Source organism: Pseudolysinimonas sp. (genome assembly GCF_044239695.1).
Classification (GTDB): Bacteria; Actinomycetota; Actinomycetes; order Actinomycetales; family Microbacteriaceae; genus Pseudolysinimonas_A.
Genome location: NZ_JBIIAW010000022.1, coordinates 14,006 through 33,745, shown reverse-complemented (window position 1 = coordinate 33,745; position 19,740 = coordinate 14,006). Strand labels below are relative to the sequence as shown.

Genomic DNA, 19,740 nt, shown 5'->3' with positions numbered 1-19,740 from the left:
GAGCTGCTGCGCGACGCCGGGTCCTCCGCGAAGACGCGGTCGTTCCAGTCACCCGGCGACTCCGGCCCGGGCGCCACGGCGAGGGGCGTGATCGACAGGTCGGCGAGCCGGGCGAGCAGCAGCGCGTCGTCGGCCGGGTCGGCGGGGGCGTCGATCGCGGGGAGGAGGTGGGTCCAGAGGGCGTCGAGCACGTGCTGCATCGGTTCGGTCTCGGAGGTGAAGGCGACGACGAGTCCGCTCTCGGGGACGACGACGCAGAACTGCCCGTACGCCCCGTCGCCGCGGTAGCCGTGCCGCGCGATCCAGAACTGGAAGCCGTAGCCCTGCTCCCAGTCCGGTGCACCCACCGGATGGGTGTCGACGTGGCGCCGCGTCGCGAGCGACACCCACTCCTCGTCGAGGATCCGGCGCTCGCCCCACATCCCGCCGCGGCGGTACAGCTCGCCCAGCCGGGCCACCGCCTCGATCGTGACGTGCAGCCCGCTGAAGCCGAGGTTGCGGCCGGCCGGGAGTTCGACCCAGAACGCCTCGTCGATGCCGAGCGGCTCGAAGAGGCGCGGCCGCAGATACTCCACCAGGGTCTGCCCGGTGAGCCGCTGCACGATCGCGGCGAGCGTGTAGGTGCAGGGCTGGTTGTAGGCGAACAGCGTGCCCGGGTCGGCGTCGGGGGGCGTCAGCAGGAAGCCGCGCACGACGTCGAGCGGGTCCCGCTCCTGGGCGACCGTGATGGTGTCGGCCGCGTGGCCGCTCGACATCGACGCGAGGTGGCGCACCTTCATCGCCCGGCTCCGGGGGTCGGTGATGTCGGCGTCGAGCTCGGGGAAGTACGACAGCACGGTCGCGTCGAGGTCGAGCAGACCCTCCGCACGCGCCAGGCCCGCGGCCGTCGTCGTGAAGCTCTTGCTGATCGAGTACATCAACTGAACGCGGTCGGCGGCGAACGGCGCCCAGCTGCCCTCGGCGATCCGTGCCCCGTCGCGCAGCACGATCAGGGAGTGCGGGCGGATCTCGGGGTCGGCCTCCACCGCATCCAGGAAGCGCAGGATGCCGCGGGCGTCGACGCCGGCGGCGCTCGGGGATGAGGAGGGCAGGATGTCGGAACTCACGCTGTCACGCTACCCGGCCAGCCGACGGAGGATCCGACGGGACTCAGGCGCTCACGACGACGCGGTTGCGCAGCGACCCGATGCCCTCGATCGTCGTCACGACCTCCGCCCCGTCGGCGAGGTAGCGCGGGGGCGTCCGCGCGTGGCCGACACCGCCGGGGGTGCCGGTGGCCACGATGTCGCCCGGGGCGAGCGGGAAGATCTGCGAGATGTAGGCGACGATCGCGGCCGGGCCGAAGACGAGGTCGTCGATGCGGCCGTCCTGCAGCAGCTCGCCGTCGACCTCGGTCGTGATGCGAGCGGATGCCGGCACCTCGTCGACCGTCGCCAGCACCGGGCCGATCGGCGTGGTGGCCTCGAAGCTCTTGCCGGGCAGCCACTGCAGGGTGCGGTTCTGCCAGTCGCGCATGCTCACGTCGTTGAGCACGGTGTAGCCGGCGATCGCGGCGCGCGCCTCGTCCTCCGACGCCCGGCGCACCCGGGTGCCGATGACGACCGCCAGTTCGGCCTCCCAGTCGACGAAGTCGGCGGCGTACGGCGGCACGATGATCGCGTCGCCCGCGCCGACGAGCGCCTCCGGGTACTTCGTGAACATCGTCGGGTAGTCCGGCTCCTCGCGCCCCATCTCCTGGATGTGCGCGCGGTAGTTCACGCCGACGCAGACGATCTTGCGCGGCGCGGGCACGACCGGTGCCCAGGCGTCGCTCGGGATGTCGGCGGCGAGCAGCACCCGTCCCGCGGCGTTCTCGGCGATCGACCGCCAGTCGGGGTCGGCGAGCAGGGCGCCGACATCGGCGAAGCCCGGGATCTCGACGGCGCCGTCGGCATCCATGCGTACCGCGACGGTGTCGCCGTCGCGACGGAGGGTGGCGAGTCTCATGGCTCTCTTCTCATCACCGCAGCGGTCCCAGCAGGTTCGTCGCGACGGTGCCGTGCACCGACTCGGTGTCGGACGGGTGGTAGATGCCGGCGAGCACGTCGCGCTGCAGCCGGGCGAGTTCGCTCGAGGATCGGTACCCGCCGCCGCCCGCGACGCGCATCGCCTGGTCGACGACGTGCCGCGCGGTCTCGGTGGCGCGGTGCTTCGCGCCGGTCAGCAGCCGGAACCAGTCGCCGCCGTGGTCGGCGAGGGTGTCGACATCGCTCGCCAGGGTCTCGAGGTCGGGACGCAGCGCGTCGAGTGCGAGCGCGGCGTCGGCGAGGCGCCAGCGGATGTCGGGGTCCTGGTCGTAGGTCGTGCCGGTCTTCAGCGACGTGCGCGTCTGCGCCGCCTCGACCGCCAGTTCGAGCGCGCGGTCGGCGATGCCGGCGTACACCGAGCCGATGAGCAGCAGGAAGTTGGTGAAGATCGCGAAGACGAACGGGTCGGCGTTCGGGCCGACCGGGAGGAACCTGCTGATGCGAGCGGTCTCGACGACCGCTCGGTCGAGCTTCGTCGTGTGACTCTGGGTGGCGCGCATCCCGAGGGTGTCCCAGTCGTCGAGCGTCGTGACGCCGCCCGATTCGCGGGTCAGGAACCCGTGCACGAGTCGTGGTTCGTCGCCGTCGAGCTTCCCGAACACCCCGAGACGCGTCCACGCCGGGGCCAGGGAGGTGAAGATCTTCGTCCCCGTAAAGGCGAAACCCTCGTGGACGGTTTCGACTGTCGTGAGCGAGTCCCAGAGCACGAGGTCGTTGCCGGGCTCGCTGTTGCCGAACGCGAACACCTCGCCCCGCCGCGCATCCTCGAGCACCCAGTCGAGCGTGTGGTCGCCGCGATCGGCGAGCACCCGCGCGACGCCGACCCAGACGAGGTGCATGTTGATGCCGAGAGCCGTGGCCGGGGCGTGCGCCGCGAGCAGCCGCTGGTCGCGGGCCGTCTCCCGCAGCGAGCGCGGGGCGAGGTAGCCGGCCGCGCGGAGGTCGTCGAGGTCCTCGGTGAAGAACCGGTTCTCGCGGTCGTACCCGGCCGCGCGCGACCGGATCGTGGCGAGCAGTTCCGGGGTCAGGGGCACGAGCTCAAGGCTACGCTTCGGTCAACCCACGAGCCCTCCCCGCGCGTCGTAGTGCTGACACCATCCGCCGTCCCGGAGGTTCCCATGCACCGCACCCTGGCATCCGTCCCGCTCCTCGCTCTCGTCGCCCTGCTGGTGGGGTGCGGGCCGACCCCGCCTGGCGACACCCCGGTCGACCCCCGCCCGACTCCGACGGGGAGCCCGGTCGCCCTCCCGACACCGACCACGACGCCGACGATCCCCGCCGCGGAGATCGACCCGCTCGACACCGTCACGCGCATCCTGGTGTTGACCGAGCAGGTGCGCTTCTGCGACGACGTCGCGTGCACGATCGACGGCTTCCGCTACGACGGCGACCCCGCGCTCGCGGTCGCGAAACTCACCGCGGTGTTCGGCACCGCCCCCGCGTCGGAGCGCTACGACGACGGCGGGGGGCAGTTCTCGGAGTACCACGACTGGGGCGGTCTCCTGCTCTACTTCTCGACGATCGACTCCGGGCCGCTCGGGATGGGGGTGAGCGTGGATGCTGGGGCCGTCGAGGGTGTCGCGGTCGAGACCGAGCACGGCGTGCGGGTCGGCACCCCGATGTCAGAGGCGCTCGAGAACGCCGACCTCGTCTACACGCAGAACGGCGAGAGCGGCGACGTCTACGAGGCGCACTTCGACGTCATCGCCGCCGACGCGAACAACTTGAGGGCCGTGATCGCCTTCCGCGCGATCGACACGGCGGGACCGGTGACGTCGATCTCGGCACCGATCAGCACGGGCGACAGCTCGGGCCCGGCCGCCGGGTTCTGACTACCGCAGCTCGGCGAGCACCTCGGCCAGTGCGTCGACGGCGAGATCGAGCTCGGCGACCGTGACGACGAGCGGCGGCGCGAAACGGATGGTCGAGCCGTGCGTGTCCTTCACGAGGATGCCGCGGGCCATCAGCCGCTCGCAGACCTCGCGGCCGGTGCCGAGCTTCGGGTCGATGTCGACGCCCGCCCAGAGCCCCGCGCCGCGCACCGCGGCGACGCCCTTGCCGACGAGGGCCTTGAGCCGGGTCTGCAGGTGCGCACCGAGTTCGCGCGCGCGCGCCTGGTACTCCCCGGTCTCGAGCAGTTCGACGACGGCGAGCCCGACGGCCGCGGCGAGCGGGTTGCCGCCGAAGGTCGAGCCGTGCTCCCCGGGACGCAGCACCCCCAGGACCTCCGTGTTGCCGACGACGGCGCTCACCGGCACGATGCCGCCACCGAGCGCCTTGCCGAGCAGATAGAGGTCGGGCACGACGCCCTCGTTGTCGCACTGGAAGGTCGCCCCGGTGCGACCGAGGCCGGACTGGATCTCGTCGGCGATGAACAGCACGTTCCGCTCTTCGGTGAGACGCCGCACCTCGGCGAGATAACCGGGACGCGGCACGACGATGCCGGCCTCGCCCTGGATCGGCTCGAGCAGCACCGCGACGGTGTCGTCGTCGATCGCCGCCTCGAGGGCGCGCGCGTCGCCGTAGGGCACGCTGACGAAGCCGGGGGTGAACGGCCCGAAGTCGTTGCGCGCCTCGGGGTCGGACGAGAAGCCGACGATCGTCGTCGTGCGCCCGTGGAAGTTGCCGTCGGCGACGATGATCGTCGCGCGCCCTTCGGGCACGCCCTTCACGCGGTACCCCCACGCGCGGGCGACCTTGATCGCCGACTCGACCGCCTCGGCACCGGTGTTCATCGGCAGCACCATGTCCTTCCGCGCCAGGCGCGCGAGCGCGGCGAGAAAGGGGCCGAGGCGATCGTTGTGGAACGCCCGGCTGGTGAGCGTCACCCGGTCCAGCTGGTCGCGCGCCGCGGCGAGCAGCAGCGGATGCCCGTGCCCGAAGTTCACCGCGGAGTAGGCCGCGAGGCAGTCGAGGTAGCGCCGGCCCTCGGGATCGGTGACCCAGGCACCCTCGGCGGAGGCCGCGACGACCGGCAGCGGGTGGTAGTTGTGCGCCCCGAACTCCTCGACGAGTTCGATGGCTGCCGTGCTCGAGAGCCCCGTCGCGGTCGTCATCGTCTCAACTCCAAGGTGCAGCACTTCACGCCGCCGCCGCCGAGCAGCAGCTCCGAGAGGTCGACCCCGATCGGGGTGTAGCCGCGGTCGCGCAGCGACTGCTCGAATCCGACGGCCCGGGCGGCGATGACGACGTTCCTGCCGTCGCTGAAGCTGTTGAGACCGAGCACCGCGGCGTCCTCGTCGTTCACCACCACGGCATCCGGGTAGAGCGTCTGGATGATCTCGCGCGACTCCGGCGAGAACGCTTTCGGCAGATAGGCGATGTTGCCCTGCCCGTCGCGCGAGTCGGTGTCGAGCACCGCGATCGCGGTGTCGAGGTGGTAGAAACTCGGGTCGACGAGCGTCAGTGTGACGACCTCGCGCCCGAAGAGCTTCCGCAGTTCGTCGTGCGACGCGGCGTCGGAGCGGAAGCCGGTGCCCGCGAGGATGCGGTCGCCCACGAGCAGGAAGTCGCCCTCCCCCTCGTTGACGCTCACCGGTTCGGCGACCCGGAAGCCATGCGACCGGAACCAGTCCATGTACGCCGGACCCTCGGGTCCGCGCTCGTCGTACTGGAACTTGGCGCCGTAGGCGATCCCGTCGAGGGTGAAGCCGCCGTTGGCCGCGTAGACCATGTCGGGCAGACCGGCGATCGGATCGATCAGTTCGACGTCGAAGCCGAGCCCGAGGTAGATCTCGTACAGCCGTTCCCACTGCCGCACCGCGAGCGAGGTGTCGGTGGGGTCCTCGGGGTGCATCCAGGGGTTGATGCGGTAGCTCACGGTGAAGTGCTCCGGACGGCACATCAGGATGGTCTTCTTCATGGCCACGCGTTCCGTGGGCGCGACCGATTCGACGACTTGCTGCATGAATTCAGGATGTCACGCAAGCATCCGGATATTCCGGGCGTGGCACGCACCACTTCACCGAATCCATCGCTTGCCGCGCACGAATCTGCCGTTAGGCTGGAGCGTGGACAACCTCGACTACGGGATCATCGACCTCCTGCGCCAGAACGCCCGCGCGGGGTACGGCGACATCGGCGACAAGATCGGCCTGTCGGCATCCGCCGTGAAGCGCCGCGTCGACCGGCTCGTCGCCGACAAGGTCATCCGGGCGTTCACCGTGCAGGTCGACCCGGTCGTCGACGGCCTCGCGACCGAGGCCTACGTGGAGCTGTTCTGCCGGGGCACCGTCTCGCCCGACGACCTGCGCCGCATCCTCTCCGCCGTGCCCGAAGTGCAGGACGCCGCGACCGTCACGGGCGACGCCGACGCGATCGTGCACGTGCGGTCGCGCGACATCCCGTCACTCGAAGACGCCCTCGAGCGCATCCGCGTCGCCCCATCGGTCGACCACACGCGCAGCGCGGTCGTGCTCTCCCGCCTGGTGCACCGCTCGTATGAGTGAGGGCCTTCGGTTCGATTTGTATTGCGACAATCGTATTGTGTTGATACATTAGAGGCGACCGCGAAAGGAACACCGCATGTCGCCGATCCTCTGGTTCACCGCGCTCGGCCTCGTGCTGGCTGCCACTGTCGCGATCCTCTGGGCCACTCCCGCCTTCCGCCGACGAGCCGCGAGGAAGTTCGCCACGCGGGTCGGCCTGACCCTCGATGACGGCACCGCCCCGCGCGTGACCGCACAGCTCACGAGGCGCGCTCTCGCCGGACTCGTCGGCTACACCTCCGGCCTCCTCGTCTCCGTGGGGACGCTGCTCGCGGTCGGCCGACCGACCGGGACCGACACCATGTGGAGCTGGGTGGTGACCGGGAGCGTCTTCACCGGGATGGGGATCGGCGCATCACTCGCCACCCTGACCCAACGGCTCCCGCAGCCCGGCGCTGCCGTGCGGGTGGCCCGCAGCCGCGAGCTGGTGGTCGAGGACTACCTGACGAGGTACGAAGTCGCCTTCGCCCGTCTCGTCGGCCCCGTCGCCCTCGCACTCGTGGCCCTCGCCTGGATCGCGACGTCGGGGGGACCGCGCACGGAGGTGCTGCTGCCGACCGCCACGGCCGCAGCGCTCGGCACCCTCGCGACGCAGCTGATGTTCGAACTCGGGTCGCGATTGGTGCTGCGACGCCCGATCCGCGGCGAGAGCCCGCACGACCTCGCCTGGGACGATGCCCTTCGTGCGGACTCGCTGCGGCAACTCCTCCTCGCGCCCTACATCCTCGGCGTCGTCGGAACCGGCTGGGCCCTGTTCTCGCTCATGACGGTGCTGCCGACGACAGTCGGGCTCGTCGTGGTCAACCTCGCGATGCCGCTCGTCGTCGCGAGCGGCATCGCCGTTCTGGTGGTCGTGCTCGTCCGCCAGCCCGAGCGCCACTACCTGCGGCGCCTGTGGCCTGACCTCCACGCCGAGATGCTCGACCGAGAGCGAGCCATCGCGTCGTCGGCCTCAGCCGCCTGATGCGGCTTCTGACGATCGCCGCGGGGTCCTCCACCCCGCCGTTCGAGCAGCTCCGCACGCAACTCCTCGCGCAGATCAGCGCCGGCGAGCTGCCCGCGGGCGCGCGACTCCCGACCGTGCGCCGCTTGGCGGACGACCTCGGCCTCGCTCCCAACACGGTCGCCCGCGCCTACCGCGAGCTGGAACGCATCGGAGCAATCGAGACCCGCGGCCGGCACGGCAGCTACGTTCCGCTGTCCGGCGATCCGCGAACCAACGCCGCTCAGGAAGCGGCCGCCGCATTCGTCGCACGGCTGCGCGCGCTCGGCATCCCCGACGCGAGCGCGGCGGAGTACCTCGACGGCGCGCTCCGGGGCAGCTAGACGACGAGCGCCTGGAACTCCTTGTCGGGGGTGCCGAAGCGATGCGCCGTGATCGACACCGACTGCTCCCGCAGGAACGGGAGCAGCTCGAGCCGCCCCGCCGCGGTAACCGGCGACGCCCAGACGGTGGTGCCGGGCGCGTCGTCGAGCGCGGTCGTCAGGCTGACGGCGTCCGAGCCGACGAGGCGGATGCGGGCCGGCAGCCCCTTCGCCGCGCGCACCCGGAAGGCGAGGTCGCTCTCGACCTTCACCCCGAGGATGCCGAGCGGCGAACCGCCGAGGGGGGTGTCGTCGTCGATGAACGGCAGCAACCCGGCGGGCAGCGGGGTGGCGGTGCTGACGAGCAGCTTCGCCCGCGCCCGCACCCCGGCGCACAGGACGCGCGCGAGATCGGCGGGTGTGGCGCCGTCGTCCCAGCGCACGACGACCTCGGCCGGACGGTACCGCATGACGTTGCGCTCGATGCCGAGCGCCGACGGGTCGTGGCCCCGCGCGAACTCGGTCACCCAGGCCTCCTCATCGGCGAGCGCGGCGCGGCGCACCCGGTCGAACGCCGGGAAGTCGAGCACCGGCTGGAAGGCCTCGATGACGGTGCGCACGCGGGCGTCGAGCGCGTCGAGGGTGAGATCCTCGGCGGGTTCGGCGTGCTCGGGCTGCCAGTCCCCGAGAACGAGGAGCGTATTCGGTCCCCCGGCCGCAGCTCCCGGTTCGCCGGCGGAGAGCGACCACGAGACGGACGGTCGGCGGCGGACGACGGCGTCGCCGAGCGGACGATTGACGACGAGTTCGCTCGCCCGCACCCGGTCGAGCCAGACGGCGACGTCGCGCGCATCGAGCGCGTGGATGCCCGCCCCCCGGCCCGACTCGAGCGCGTTCTGCACCGCGATCGCCGCCCGGAGATCGGGAACGGTCATCAATCCGAGCACGGGGGCGGCGGCGTTCACGCGATGGAAGTCGCTGCCGGGCAGGACGCCGTCGCGCACCCCGGGTGACCACAACCGGTCGGTGTCGTCGAGCTGACGCGGCTTCACCAGCCAGCTCTCGCCCTCGGCGAGCTTCGTGAGCGCCCGGGCGACGTCGCCGGCGGCCGGGGCGATGAGCGGGCCGACCTGCGTCTCGGCGTCCAACGGCGGGCCGACCGTCAGGCTCGAGACGGCATCCGCCAGTTGCTGCCGGAACCGCTCCGACGTGCCGACCGAGCCGACGAGGATCGCGAGCGACACCGCCGCCGGGTGCTGACCGGCGTCGCGGAAGGCACTCCTCACGAGGTCGGTGACCGCGAGGTCGAGGTCGGCGCTCGGCGTGATGACCATCGCGTTGGCCACGCGCGGACTGGACTGCAGCAGCAGCCCGACCTCGGCGGCTCCGACGAGCTCGCGTTCCGCGTCACCGTCGGCGACGACGAGCCCGAGTACGTCCCGTGGGATGCCGGCCTCCCAGAGCGCCTCGGCGAGCACCGCCCCCACCCGCACGGCCTGCGCGGCGGGTCTCAGCAGCACGGCGCTGCCGGCGGCGAGCGCCGCGAGCACGCCGCCGGCCGCGACGGAGACCGGGGGGCTCCACGAGGGCGCCACGACGGTGAGAGCGACGGGCGCGAACACCGCCCCCGGGATGCCGGCCAGCTCCCGCGCCCGTGCCGCGTAGTAGTAGGCCGAGTCGACCGCCGCACTCACCTCGGCGTCGGCGTCGACGAAGGTCGTGCCGGTCTCGGCGACCATCACCTCGATGAGCCGCCCCCGGAAGGCGGCGAGCACCTCGCCCGCGCGGTCGAGATGCTCGGCCCGGTCGCTGCCCGGAAGGCGGCCCCAGTCCGCACCCGCGGCCGCGGCCTGCCGCACGCGCTCGGCCACGGCATCCACGTCGGTGAGTCGGGCCGCGACCGCGGTATCGGTGCCGAGGGTCGACGTCGCCGCGCGGGACAGCACGCCGCGCGCCCATGCCCGGTTGCCCGCGACGGCGGGATCGGTGTCGGGGGTGTTGGTGAACGACTCCGGTGCCCGCGGCACGTCGGCGCGCGAACGATCCTGCGTGCGATGCGTGGGCGGCACGGGATGCGGCAGCAGCTCCCGCGCCGCCGCGAACCTCCCGGCCTCCCGCGCGAACACCTCGGGGTCGTCGAGCACGGGCAGTGCGGCCAGGAACCCGTCGGCGCTCGCGAGCTCCTCCAGCCGGCGCGCGAGGTACGGGATCGCGGCGTCGAACTCGGCGGGGTCGACGACCGGAACCGATAGCAGCACTCCCCCGGTGTCGGCGCGCACGGCCTCCGCGAGCGAGGGAGCCATCCCGAGGAGCATCTCGAAATCGACGCGGCTCGCGACGCCGCGGCTCTGGGCGAGCAGCTGCGCGAACGCGAGGTCGAAGAGGTTGTGCCCCGCGACCCCGAGCCGCACGGCGTCGGTGTTCGTGGGATCCAGGGCGACGCTCAGCATCCGCAGGTACTGCGCCTCGGTCTCGGCCCGGGTGCCCCAGGTGGCGAGCGGGTGGCCGTGCAACACCGCCTCCGCCCGCTCCTGTGCGAGCCCGGAGCCCTTCACCAGTCGTACTTTGATGCCCGCACCGTCGGCGGCGACCCGCTCGCGCGCCCACGCCGCGAGCCGCTCGAGGGCGGGCAGGGCATCGGGCAGGTAGGCCGGCAGCACGATCCCGGCTTCGAGCCGCATCAGGTCGGGCTGGGTGAGCAGGCGGGTGAACACCGTGAGGGTGAGATCGAAGTCGCGATGCCCCTCGAAATCGAGGGTGATGAGCTTCCGCGCCCGGGAGCGGGCCGCCTGCGCGTACAACGGGGTCAGCTGCTCGACGACGCGGTCGACCGACTCCTCGAACGCCCACGGCGGCTGCGGCCCGAGCAGGCCGGAGATGCTGATCGACATCTGGTCGACATCCGCTCGGGCGAGCATCGCCATGGCGGTCTCGAGGTTGCGGGCGGCTCCCCGGTCGCCGAGCGCCGCGCGGGTGAGGAGGTTCACGTCGAGTTGCACGCCGGGACGCCGCAGTCCGCCGAGCGCCTTCGCGAGGCGCTGGTCGACCGCGTCGACCGTGAGGTGGCGAACGAGACGCCGGAAGACCGCCCGGGCGGCCGGAACGATCGGGCGCGGCGCCACCACCCCGAAGCCCCCGCCGGCGACGACCGCGGACCGGAGGTACCAGGGCAGCAGGTGCGGGACCCGACGGGAGAGCCGCTCGAACTCGCGGGCCGCGACCCGCGGGTCTTCGGGCCGCAACACCCGGTCGACGAAGCCGAGCGTGAATTCGAGCCCGCGCGGGTCTCTCAGCAGGCGTCCGAGTTCGTCGGATCCGCGCTCGACGGGAGCGTCCGCGCTCGCGGCGAGCCAGCGACGGACCAGTCGCTCGACCTCCTCGGAATCGGGGAGGTCGCTCGGGTGCGAATCCGGCATGCTCCGAGGATAGGTCCTGGGTACCATCGATCCCATGTCGACCGTGTCCGAGATCCCTCCCGCCGACTGGGAGCTCTGGCGCACGATGCGGGTGATGAACGAGCAACTCGGCCGGGAGCTCGACCGCCAGCTGCAGCGGGACGCCGGCATCTCGCAGGCCGATTACGGCATCCTCGTCACCCTGTTCGAGACGCCCGAGCGACAGATGCGCACCGGCGAGCTCGGCGAGGTGCTCGCCTGGGAGAAGAGCCGGGTCTCGCACCAGGTCGCACGCATGGAGGCGCGCGGACTCGTCGAACGCGTCGTCTGCGAGAGCGATGGACGCGGCACCTGGGTGACGCTCGCGACCGCGGGCAAACGCGCGCTGCTCGGGGCGATGCGTCAGCACGCGGCCGCGATCCGCGAGTCGTTCCTCGACGAACTCGAGGACGACGAGAAGCAGATCATGCTGCGGGCGACCTCGCGGGTGCTCGCGAGACTCAACGCCGTGTGCGAGACGGCGGCGGCCGAGGAGAACGTCCCGGAGCCGGGCGCCGCGTGACCCGCCGGGTCGACGTCGCGATCGTCGGCGGCGGGCACAACGCCCTGACGGCCGCCGCGTACCTGGCCTCGGCCGGGAAGTCGGTCGTCGTGCTCGAACGGCTCTCCGCCTTCGGCGGTGCTGCCGTGTCGGCCGAGGCGTTCCCCGGAGTCTCCGCCCGACTCTCGCGCTACTCCTACCTCGTGAGCCTCCTCCCGCAGCGCATCATCAGCGATCTCGGCCTCGACATCCGCCTCGCCCGTCGGCGCTACTCGTCGTACACGCCGCTGCCGGGCACCGACACCGGGCTGCTCGTCGACTCGGGAGACGCGGCGCGCACCGCGGCGTCGTTCGCCGCGATCGGTGCCGGTCGGGACGCCTCCGCCTGGGCCGCGTTCTCCGAGCGCACCGCCCGGCTCGCGTCGACCCTGTTCCCGACCGTGACCGAGCCGCTCATCACCCGCTCGGAGGCGAAGCGCCTGCTCGGCGACGACGCCGCCTGGGATGCCTTCGTCGAGCAGCCGGTCGGAGCCGCGATCGCCTCGACGTTCACCTCCGACCTCGTGCGCGGCGTCGCCCTGACCGATGCGCTCATCGGCACCTTCGCTTCCCCGGTGGACGAGACGCTGCGCGGCAACCGCTGCTTCCTGTACCACGTCATCGGCGGCGGAACCGGCGACTGGGACGTGCCGGTCGGCGGCATGGGCAGCGTGAGCGGCGCCCTCTGGCACGCGGCGGTCGACGCGGGCGCGCAACTGGTGTCGGATGCCGAGGTCACCGCCGTGACCCCCGTCGGCGAGGTGACCTACCGTCACGGTGACTCCGAGCACCGTCTCGCCGCGACCACCGTGCTCAGCGGTGTGGCTCCGTTCGAGCTCGCCCGGCTGCTCGGCGAGACGGCGCCCCGACCCGAAGGCGCCCAGGTGAAAGTCAACCTCCTGCTGAGGCGTCTCCCTCGGTTGCGGGACTCCTCGGTGGAGCCCGCGGCGGCCTTCGGCGGCACGTTCCACGCGAACGAAGGATGGGAGCGCCTCGGGGTCGCGCACGCCGAGGCGTCAGCCGGGCGCGTGCCCGACCCGCTGCCCTGCGAGATCTACTGCCATTCGCTGACAGACCCCGGCATCCTCTCCCCCGAGCTGCGGGCCGCCGGCGCACAGACCCTCACCGTGTTCGCGCTCCAGACCCCCGACCGGCTCGTCGACGCGTCGACCAACGACGCCCGCCGCGCCGAGTTCGAGGCCGCAGTGCTGCGCTCACTCGACGCCGTGCTCGCCGAACCGATCGCCGACCTCGTGCTGACCGACGGCGACGGGCGGCCGTGCATCGAGACGAAGACGACGCTCGACCTCGAGCACGCCCTGCGGATGCCGGGCGGCGACATCTTCCATGGACCGCTCGACTGGCCCTTTGCCGACGACGACGCCCCGCTCGGCACCCCCGCGGAACGCTGGGGGGTCCAGACCGCGCACCCCCGCATCCTGCGCTGCGGATCAGGGGCCCAGCGCGGCGGCGGCGTGAGCGGCATCGGCGGCCACAACGCCGCGATGACCGTGCTCGAGTCCTCCGCGGGTTGAGTGCCCGGCGCAGCCGGGTGTATCGAAACCAGGCACGGTGGACGTTGGGTTTCGATACACCGCGCCGACGCGCGGCACTCGACCCGCGGTGACGTTCACCAGTCGGAGGGGGCGTCCTGCTTGGTCGACGGCAGCCGCACCTGATCGGCCCAGGCGCGCATCCAGTCCGGGATCGGATGAGCGGAGGTGTCGACCCCGACGATCTCCCCGACCTCGCGGATCGGCGCGACACCACCCGTCATCCGCAGAAACCGCCCCTGCACGTAGGCGCGGGCGTAGATCTCACCGTGCCGAACGATGCGCTGCTCCAGGTACACGGCGACGTCGTCGTAGCCGATGATCCGCGACTCGGTCTGGAAGCGCTGCCCGACTTCGAGCGACTTGCGATAGGCGATCGTCTGCGCCGACACGACGGGGTAGACCTTCGCCGCCATCATCTTCTGCCAGCCGCCCGACCGCAGCATGAGGTCGGTGCGCCCGTGGTCGAGCAGGGAGAGGTACACGCCGTTGTTCATGTGCCGCAGCTCGTCGATGTCCGACAGCCAGACGCGGTCGGGCACGACGGAGACGTCGTGCAGATGCAGGGTGCCGCGCCGTTTCGCCATCAGACGGATGCGGAGCAGGCGCGAGAAGCGGCGGAACCAGTCCATGGCGGCACGCTAACGCCCTCGCGCGCACGCCTCGAACCGGATGTCGACGCCGCACAGTCGGACGTCGGGTTCAGCGCCGCCGGTTGTCGACGATCGTCATCCGCGGTCCGTGCCGTTCGTAGCCGATGCCCGCCGCCTCGATCAGCCGCACGACCCGCTGCCGGTGGCCGCGCCACGGTTCGAGCAGTTCCAGCATCCCGTCGTCGTCGACCCGGGATCCGGTGAGCGCCCAGCCGACGCGCTTCGCGACATGGAAGTCGCCGACGCTCACCGAGTCGGGGTCGCCGTGCGAGCGCTGCACCGTCTCGGCGGCGGTCCAGACCCCGATGCCCGGGATCGTGCGCAGGCGCCGGGAGGCCTCGGCCGCATCCACCCCCGCCGTGCGTTCGAGCGCCTCGCCGACCGCGACCGCGCGCATCACGGTGTCGGAGCGCTGGGGCCCCACGCCCGCGCGGTGCCATTCCCACGACGGCACGCGCTTCCAGACCGACGGCGGCGGGGCGACGCGCATCCCGTGCGGCGCGGGGCCGGGCGCGGGTTCGCCGTGCCGCAGCACGAGTTCGCGCCAAGCGCGCTTCTGCTCGATGCCGGTGACCTTCTGGCCGAGCACCGTCGGCACCAGGTACGGCATCACCCGAGCAGCACGGGTGAGCCGCAGGCCGGGGAAGCGGTGGTGCAGGGCGGCGACGACGGGATGCCGCGACGGGTCGAACCCGCTTGCGTCGTCGCGGGCGCCGAGCAGATCGGGCACTCCGGCGAGCGCGTGCTCGGCTCCGGGTCCCCACGCCGTCGCCTCGATCGCCCCGTCGATCTCGCGCAGCCGGAGGGTGGCGGCACCTGCGGGGGTGTCGAGCGCGAGCCACCAGCCGGAGTCGTCGCGGCGGCACGTCGGGTCGGTGGCCCCCTGCCGCAGCGGCCCGAGCACGAGCCCGAGGGAGACCCGCTCGGGCGGCGCATAGCGGGAGGTGAGCATCACCGGGATGCTAACTCGCCCGGATGACCTCGGGCGACGTCAGCCGCAGGAGAGACTGCTGCCGTCGTCGAAGAGGTACTCGCCCGGGCCGAGAGCGGCACACCGGTCCGCGAGGGATGCGATACCGCTCGCGAGGAAGACCACGAGCACGACGGTCGCGATGAACGCCAGAAGGCCCAGGACGAGGCCGAGCACGGCGGCGCGGCTCACCCGGCCCGCGCGGCGCGAGCGCGAGATCGCCACGATGCTGATCGCGATGCCTGCAGGCCAGAAGACGAGGGCGAGGACGACCCCCACGACACCGAGGCCGTGAACGGTTTCGCGGGTCGCGGGGGTCATCATAGTGCAAACCTCAGCTGCAGGTGAGGGTGCCGCCGGTCTCGAGCTCGTACGTTCCGGGCTCGAGGCCCGCGCAGGCCTGCAGGAGCGCCGCGAAGCCGGCAATCGCTGCGATGATCGCGATGATGTAGAAGATCAGGCCGATGATGCTGATGATGATGCCGGCCGTCGCGGGGCCGTTGGAGACGCCGGCCTTCTTCGACTGGTTGCGGGCGATGATGCTGACGATCAGGCCGGCGAGCGAGAAGACGAACGCGAGGACGAGGCCGACGATGCCGAGCGTCTTGCCGTCCGAGACCGGCGCGCCGGCCGGGACGGGAGCGGGGGCGGGAGTGGTCATGGGATCTCCTGTGTCTGGGGGCCCGATCGGGCCGGTTCGCCGCCGACTCTAGCGATGGGTGCGGTCGCGGCACCACACCTGGCCGCGAAAGGCAGAAGCCGGAGCGACCAGTCGGTCGCTCCGGCTTCTCGATCCGAGGATCAGTACGAGGTGTAGCTCAGCGTGCTGAAGAGCGCGATGTTGGCGATGACGGCGATGGCGCCGATCACGAGGCCGATGATGCTGATGATGATGCCGGCGGTGGCCGGGCCGTTCGGAACGCCGGCGGCCTTCGACTGGTTGCGGGCGATGATGCTGACGATCAGGCCGGCGAGCGAGAAGACGAACGCGAGGACGAGGCCGACGATGCCGAGCGTCTTGCCGTCGGAGACGGGAGCCGGGCCGGGAGCCGGGGTGGGCGCGGGGGTGGTCATAGTGAGTCTCCTTGAAGAAGGTGAGAACACGACGTTCGTCGTGCCGCGCCCGACTCTAGCGACTACGACCATCCGTCGGCGACTACTTGCGCACGGCGCGTCACCCTCGGTAATACCGGCAGAATGGCGGAATGAGCGTCGGCATCCTGACCAGCGGCGGCGACTGCCCCGGACTCAACGCGGTGATCCGCGCGGCCGTCTTCACCGGCAGCAAGCTGCACGACCTGGAGTTCGTCGGCTACAAGTGGGGTTGGAAGGGTCTCGTCGAAAACGACACCATGCCGCTCGGCCGCCCCCAGGTGATGGGCATCTCCAAGCAGGGCGGCACGATCCTGGGCTCGTCGCGCACCAACCCGTTCGAGCACGGCGGTGCCGAGCGGGTCGCCGAAGTGATGGCCGAGGGCGGTGTCGACTCGCTCATCGCGATCGGCGGCGAGGGCACGCTCGCGGCGGCGCAACGACTGGCGGATGCCGGCATCCCGATCGTCGGCGTTCCGAAGACGATCGACAACGACCTGTCGGCGACCGACTACACGTTCGGCTTCGACACCGCCGTGCAGATCGCGACCGACGCGATGGACCGGCTGCGCACGACCGGTGACTCGCACGGCCGCTGCATGGTGGCCGAGGTGATGGGCCGGCACGTCGGCTGGATCGCCCTGCACTCCGGGATGGCGGCGGGTGCCCACGCGATCCTCATCCCCGAGCAGAAGACGAGTCTCGACGAGATCGTCGAATGGGTGGAGAGCGCCCGCGACCGGGGCCGGGCACCGCTCGTGGCCGTCTCGGAGGGCTTCAAGCTCGACTCGATGGACGAGGCGCACTCCGAGCGCGGACTGGACGCCTTCGGCCGGCCGCGCCTCGGCGGCATCGGCGAACTGCTCGCTCCGCTGATCGAGGAGCGCACCGGCATCGAGACCCGGGCCACGACGCTCGGCCACATTCAGCGCGGCGGCACCCCGAGCGCCTACGACCGGGTGCTCGCCACCCGGTTCGGCATGACCGCCGTCAACATGGTGCTGCGCGAGCGGTGGGGCAAGATGGTCGCCCTGCGCGGCACCGACCTCATCGAGGTACCGTTCGCCGACGCCCTCGGGCAGCTGAAGACCGTGCCGCAGGCGCGCTACGACGAGGCGCGCGTGCTCTTCGGCTGACGCCGCGCCAGGTGGAGGACTAGCGTCGGGTGGTATGAACGCAACGTTCGCGATCATCGGATCGGCGCTGGCCCTGGTGGCCGCCCTCGTCCACCTGTACATCTTCTTCCTCGAGAGCGTGCTCTGGACGAGACCGTCGACGATGAAGACGTTCGGCGTGCGCGATCCTCGTGACGCCGAGGTGCTGCGACCGATGGCGTTCAACCAGGGCTTCTACAACGTGTTCCTCGCCCTCGGGACGGGCGTCGGCCTCGTGCTGCTCGGCACCGGCTCGTCGCGCGAGGGAGGGATCGCGATCGCGATGTTCGCGCTCGGCAGCATGGTTCTCGCCGCCGTCGTTCTGGTCGCGTCGAATCCGAAGATGGTGCGCGCGGCCCTCATCCAGGGTGCTGCTCCGCTGCTGGCGCTCGTCTTCCTGCTGCTGTCGCTGCTGACCTGAGGTTTCGATACACCGCCTGCGGCGGCACTCAACCCAGGGGTTTCGATACACCGCCTGCGGCGGCACTCAACCCAGGGGTTTCGATACACCGCCTGCGGCGGCACTCAACCCAGGGGTTTCGACACACCGCCTGCGGCGGCACTCAACCCGCGGGCCGGTTCAGCCGGTGACGTAGTCGACGAGGGCCGCGATGAGCGCGTCGGAGGAACGCTCCTCGGCGATCGCGTGCACGGGCAGCCCGGCCGCGCGGGTGTCGAACGCCGTGCGCGGGCCGATGCAGACGATGACGGTGCCTTCGGGGAGCGGAGTCAGCTGCGCGGCGACCTGCCGGGCGACGCTGCCGGAGGTGATCAGCAGGGCACCGATCCGCCCGCTCGCGACGTCGGCGGCGACCTCCGGCGACACCGGCACGCCGATCGTGCGATACGCGGTCACGTACTCGGCGGTGAAGCCGAGTTTGGCCAGACCGGCCACCAGGGTGGGTTCGGCGATGTCGGACTGCGGGACGAGCACGCGACCGCCGATGTCGCTCGCGGGCCATTCCTTGACGAGCCCCCGGGCGGAGTTGTCGGAGGTCGGCACGAAGTCGACGCGGTATCCCGCGAGCGCGAGGGCAGCGGCGGTCGTCTCGCCGACCGCGGCGACCCGTGTGCCGTCCGGGATGCGTGTGCCCTGACTGACGAGCACGTCGACCGTCGTGGCACTCGTGAGCACGATCCAGTCGAACTGCCCGTCTTGCAACTCGTGCAGGGCGTTGGCGAGAGCGGTCGGATCTTCAGCGCTCGCGAAGTTGAGCATCGGCGCGACAACCGGGATGCCGCCGAACTCGCGCAGGCGTGCCGCGACACCGTCGCCCCAACTGCCGCCGCGCGGCACGAGGACGCGCCACGACGAGAGAGGACGGGCGCTGGTCACCCGACCATTCTCCCGCCTTGCCGAGTCGATCGGTGCCGCGGTCGCACGCAGCGGATCAGTCGTCGTCGCCGCTGAAGATCGCCCAGGCGACCAGACCGACGGCGATCACCGCGACCGCGGCCCCGCCGACGATCCACGGCACCGGGTTCTTCTCGTAGGCGGCGACGGCTTTCGAGCTCAGTTCGCTGACGCGCTTGGGGACGTTCAGGCGGTCCTCGAGCTGGTCGAGCGTGGCGGCCAGGTCGGCGCGGGCCTTGGCGGCCTGGTTCTTGGCGTCGGTGGTGCTCATGATGCTCCTCGCTTTCCGGTTCCCTTGATCGCGCGGATGTCGCGCTTGATGCTCTCGATCGACTCCGTGGGAACGGGCGGGATGCCCTTCTTCAGGATGTTGTAGCCGATCGCGCCGAGGATCACGGCGATGATGAACAGGACCGCCGCCACCAGCAGTGCGGCAAGCCACCCGGGCATGATCTGCGACAGGGCCAGGATGGCCGCCGTCAGCAGGACGCCGAGCATCGCGAGCAGCATCAGGAGCGCACCGGCGATGACGCCGGCCCCGATGCCGAGCGCCTTGAGCTTGGCGATGACCTCGGTCTTGACCAGCTCGATCTCGCGCTGGACGAGGTCGGTGACGAGCGTCGGGATGTCCGCGATCAACGCGAACAGCGACTTCTTACGCGGCGCGGAGCCGCCCGCGGCTTCGCTCGACATGCTCAGGACTTGGTCGTGGAGCTCGACGACGCGGGGCCGGTGGCCGGCTTACGGGCGGCGGGCTTCTTCGCGGGAGTCGAACTCTTGCCCGACACCTTGTCGACGAGGGTCTTCGCCCCATCGCTCACGAACTCGGCCACCTCGGGCGCCTTGTCCTTGACGAAGTCCTGGGCGGCATCCACCTGCTTCTGCAGACGCGGGTCGTTCCAGACCTTGAGTGCGGCGGTCTTCAACTGGTCGTACTTCTCGCGACCTGCGCGGGTACCGAGGACGTATCCGAGGCCCAGCCCGGCCACGAAGAGGATCTTGCCCTTCATGTGCAACTCCTTCTCTTCGGGAAAGTCAGACCCTCACCCTAGCCGAGCGGCATGGACGTGAACCCGGGGGTTGACACCCGCGCGCTCACACCCATGCCGGTCGGCGTATGCGATCCGAGCG

Annotated in this window: 23 protein-coding genes; 8 read left to right on the top strand and 15 right to left on the bottom strand. The window is 71.4% G+C overall.

Annotation, left to right across the window (positions count from 1 at the left end; all coding sequences use genetic code 11):
- From ACILQS_RS05450 to ACILQS_RS05440, 3 genes are all read right to left on the bottom strand, one after another.
- On the bottom strand, window positions 1-1,106 hold a 1,106-nt coding region (locus tag ACILQS_RS05450; RefSeq protein ID WP_395639094.1), incomplete at its 3' end, for a serine hydrolase domain-containing protein.
- Between the two features lie 43 nt (window positions 1,107-1,149).
- Window positions 1,150-1,986, bottom strand: a complete 837-nt coding sequence (locus ACILQS_RS05445; protein ID WP_395639093.1) for a fumarylacetoacetate hydrolase family protein — start codon at window positions 1,984-1,986, stop codon at window positions 1,150-1,152.
- 13 nt (window positions 1,987-1,999) lie between these two features.
- The gene (locus ACILQS_RS05440; RefSeq protein ID WP_395639096.1) at window positions 2,000-3,094 is read right to left on the bottom strand and encodes an acyl-CoA dehydrogenase family protein; all 1,095 of its coding nucleotides are present in this window, start codon (window positions 3,092-3,094) and stop codon (window positions 2,000-2,002) included.
- Window positions 3,095-3,184: 90 nt separating this feature from the next.
- On the opposite strand from ACILQS_RS05440, the gene ACILQS_RS05435 reads away from it, so the two are divergent.
- Entirely contained in the window at window positions 3,185-3,898 is a 714-nt protein-coding gene (locus tag ACILQS_RS05435) for a hypothetical protein (RefSeq protein ID WP_395639092.1), read from the top strand.
- Here ACILQS_RS05435 and rocD read toward each other — a convergent pair whose 3' ends face one another.
- On the bottom strand, window positions 3,899-5,122 hold the full coding sequence (gene rocD / locus ACILQS_RS05430; RefSeq protein ID WP_395639091.1) for an ornithine--oxo-acid transaminase: 1,224 nt from the start codon (window positions 5,120-5,122) through the stop codon (window positions 3,899-3,901). It lies immediately after the preceding gene.
- Entirely contained in the window at window positions 5,119-5,973 is an 855-nt protein-coding gene (ddaH, locus tag ACILQS_RS05425) for a dimethylargininase (protein WP_395639090.1), read from the bottom strand. The genes rocD and ddaH overlap by 4 nt, the downstream gene beginning before the upstream one ends.
- 103 nt (window positions 5,974-6,076) lie before the next feature.
- On the opposite strand from ddaH, the gene ACILQS_RS05420 reads away from it, so the two are divergent.
- The 3 genes from ACILQS_RS05420 to ACILQS_RS05410 all read left to right on the top strand — a co-directional run bounded on the left by ACILQS_RS05420 (window position 6,077) and on the right by ACILQS_RS05410 (window position 7,879).
- Window positions 6,077-6,514 carry an Lrp/AsnC family transcriptional regulator gene (locus ACILQS_RS05420; RefSeq protein ID WP_395639089.1) on the top strand — a complete coding sequence of 146 codons (438 nt, stop codon included), beginning with the start codon at window positions 6,077-6,079 and terminating at the stop codon, window positions 6,512-6,514.
- Between the two features lie 76 nt (window positions 6,515-6,590).
- Window positions 6,591-7,517 (top strand): hypothetical protein, encoded by a 927-nt coding sequence (locus ACILQS_RS05415; protein WP_395639088.1) that lies wholly within the window; start codon window positions 6,591-6,593, stop codon window positions 7,515-7,517.
- Window positions 7,517-7,879 carry a GntR family transcriptional regulator gene (locus ACILQS_RS05410; protein WP_395639087.1) on the top strand — a complete coding sequence of 121 codons (363 nt, stop codon included), beginning with the start codon at window positions 7,517-7,519 and terminating at the stop codon, window positions 7,877-7,879. Before ACILQS_RS05415 ends, ACILQS_RS05410 begins: the two co-directional genes overlap by 1 nt.
- On the opposite strand, the gene ACILQS_RS05405 is transcribed toward ACILQS_RS05410, so the two are convergent.
- Complete coding sequence (locus tag ACILQS_RS05405) at window positions 7,876-11,274, bottom strand: proline dehydrogenase family protein (protein ID WP_395639086.1); 3,399 nt, start codon at window positions 11,272-11,274, stop codon at window positions 7,876-7,878. The genes ACILQS_RS05410 and ACILQS_RS05405 overlap by 4 nt on opposite strands.
- A gap of 34 nt (window positions 11,275-11,308) precedes the next feature.
- Here ACILQS_RS05405 and ACILQS_RS05400 point away from each other — a divergent pair, with 34 nt between their 5' ends.
- The gene (locus tag ACILQS_RS05400) at window positions 11,309-11,815 is read left to right on the top strand and encodes a MarR family winged helix-turn-helix transcriptional regulator (RefSeq protein WP_395639085.1); all 507 of its coding nucleotides are present in this window, start codon (window positions 11,309-11,311) and stop codon (window positions 11,813-11,815) included.
- A complete protein-coding gene (locus tag ACILQS_RS05395) occupies window positions 11,812-13,368 on the top strand; it encodes a phytoene desaturase family protein (protein WP_395639084.1) in 1,557 nt (518 codons plus the stop codon). The genes ACILQS_RS05400 and ACILQS_RS05395 overlap by 4 nt, the downstream gene beginning before the upstream one ends.
- A gap of 95 nt (window positions 13,369-13,463) precedes the next feature.
- Here the strand turns inward: ACILQS_RS05395 and ACILQS_RS05390 are convergent, their stop codons facing one another.
- The 5 genes from ACILQS_RS05390 to ACILQS_RS05370 all read right to left on the bottom strand — a co-directional run bounded on the left by ACILQS_RS05390 (window position 13,464) and on the right by ACILQS_RS05370 (window position 16,083).
- On the bottom strand, window positions 13,464-14,018 hold the full coding sequence (locus ACILQS_RS05390) for an acyl-CoA thioesterase (RefSeq protein ID WP_395639083.1): 555 nt from the start codon (window positions 14,016-14,018) through the stop codon (window positions 13,464-13,466).
- 70 nt (window positions 14,019-14,088) lie between these two features.
- A complete protein-coding gene (locus ACILQS_RS05385) occupies window positions 14,089-14,991 on the bottom strand; it encodes a DNA-3-methyladenine glycosylase family protein (protein WP_395639082.1) in 903 nt (300 codons plus the stop codon).
- 39 nt (window positions 14,992-15,030) lie between these two features.
- The gene (locus ACILQS_RS05380; RefSeq protein WP_395639081.1) at window positions 15,031-15,333 is read right to left on the bottom strand and encodes a hypothetical protein; all 303 of its coding nucleotides are present in this window, start codon (window positions 15,331-15,333) and stop codon (window positions 15,031-15,033) included.
- A gap of 10 nt (window positions 15,334-15,343) precedes the next feature.
- Complete coding sequence (locus tag ACILQS_RS05375) at window positions 15,344-15,670, bottom strand: hypothetical protein (protein ID WP_395639080.1); 327 nt, start codon at window positions 15,668-15,670, stop codon at window positions 15,344-15,346.
- A gap of 140 nt (window positions 15,671-15,810) precedes the next feature.
- Window positions 15,811-16,083 carry a hypothetical protein gene (locus ACILQS_RS05370; protein ID WP_395639079.1) on the bottom strand — a complete coding sequence of 91 codons (273 nt, stop codon included), beginning with the start codon at window positions 16,081-16,083 and terminating at the stop codon, window positions 15,811-15,813.
- A 131-nt stretch (window positions 16,084-16,214) separates the two neighbouring features.
- Here ACILQS_RS05370 and ACILQS_RS05365 point away from each other — a divergent pair, with 131 nt between their 5' ends.
- On the top strand, window positions 16,215-17,237 hold the full coding sequence (locus ACILQS_RS05365) for a 6-phosphofructokinase (RefSeq protein WP_395639078.1): 1,023 nt from the start codon (window positions 16,215-16,217) through the stop codon (window positions 17,235-17,237).
- A gap of 34 nt (window positions 17,238-17,271) precedes the next feature.
- Window positions 17,272-17,676: a DUF1304 domain-containing protein gene (locus tag ACILQS_RS05360; RefSeq protein WP_395639077.1), complete on the top strand. Its 405-nt coding sequence runs from the start codon at window positions 17,272-17,274 to the stop codon at window positions 17,674-17,676.
- Between the two features lie 159 nt (window positions 17,677-17,835).
- On the opposite strand, the gene ACILQS_RS05355 is transcribed toward ACILQS_RS05360, so the two are convergent.
- From ACILQS_RS05355 to ACILQS_RS05340, 4 genes are read right to left on the bottom strand one after another with little or no spacing between them, the layout of a single operon-like run.
- Window positions 17,836-18,591, bottom strand: coding sequence for a uroporphyrinogen-III synthase (locus ACILQS_RS05355; RefSeq protein WP_395639076.1), 756 nt, complete (start codon window positions 18,589-18,591; stop codon window positions 17,836-17,838).
- Between the two features lie 55 nt (window positions 18,592-18,646).
- Window positions 18,647-18,880, bottom strand: coding sequence for a DUF3618 domain-containing protein (locus tag ACILQS_RS05350; protein WP_395639075.1), 234 nt, complete (start codon window positions 18,878-18,880; stop codon window positions 18,647-18,649).
- A complete protein-coding gene (locus ACILQS_RS05345; RefSeq protein ID WP_395639074.1) occupies window positions 18,877-19,302 on the bottom strand; it encodes a phage holin family protein in 426 nt (141 codons plus the stop codon). Before ACILQS_RS05345 ends, ACILQS_RS05350 begins: the two co-directional genes overlap by 4 nt.
- Before the next feature lie 2 nt (window positions 19,303-19,304).
- A complete protein-coding gene (locus ACILQS_RS05340) occupies window positions 19,305-19,619 on the bottom strand; it encodes a YtxH domain-containing protein (protein ID WP_395639073.1) in 315 nt (104 codons plus the stop codon).
- Window positions 19,620-19,740: the final 121 nt, after the last annotated feature.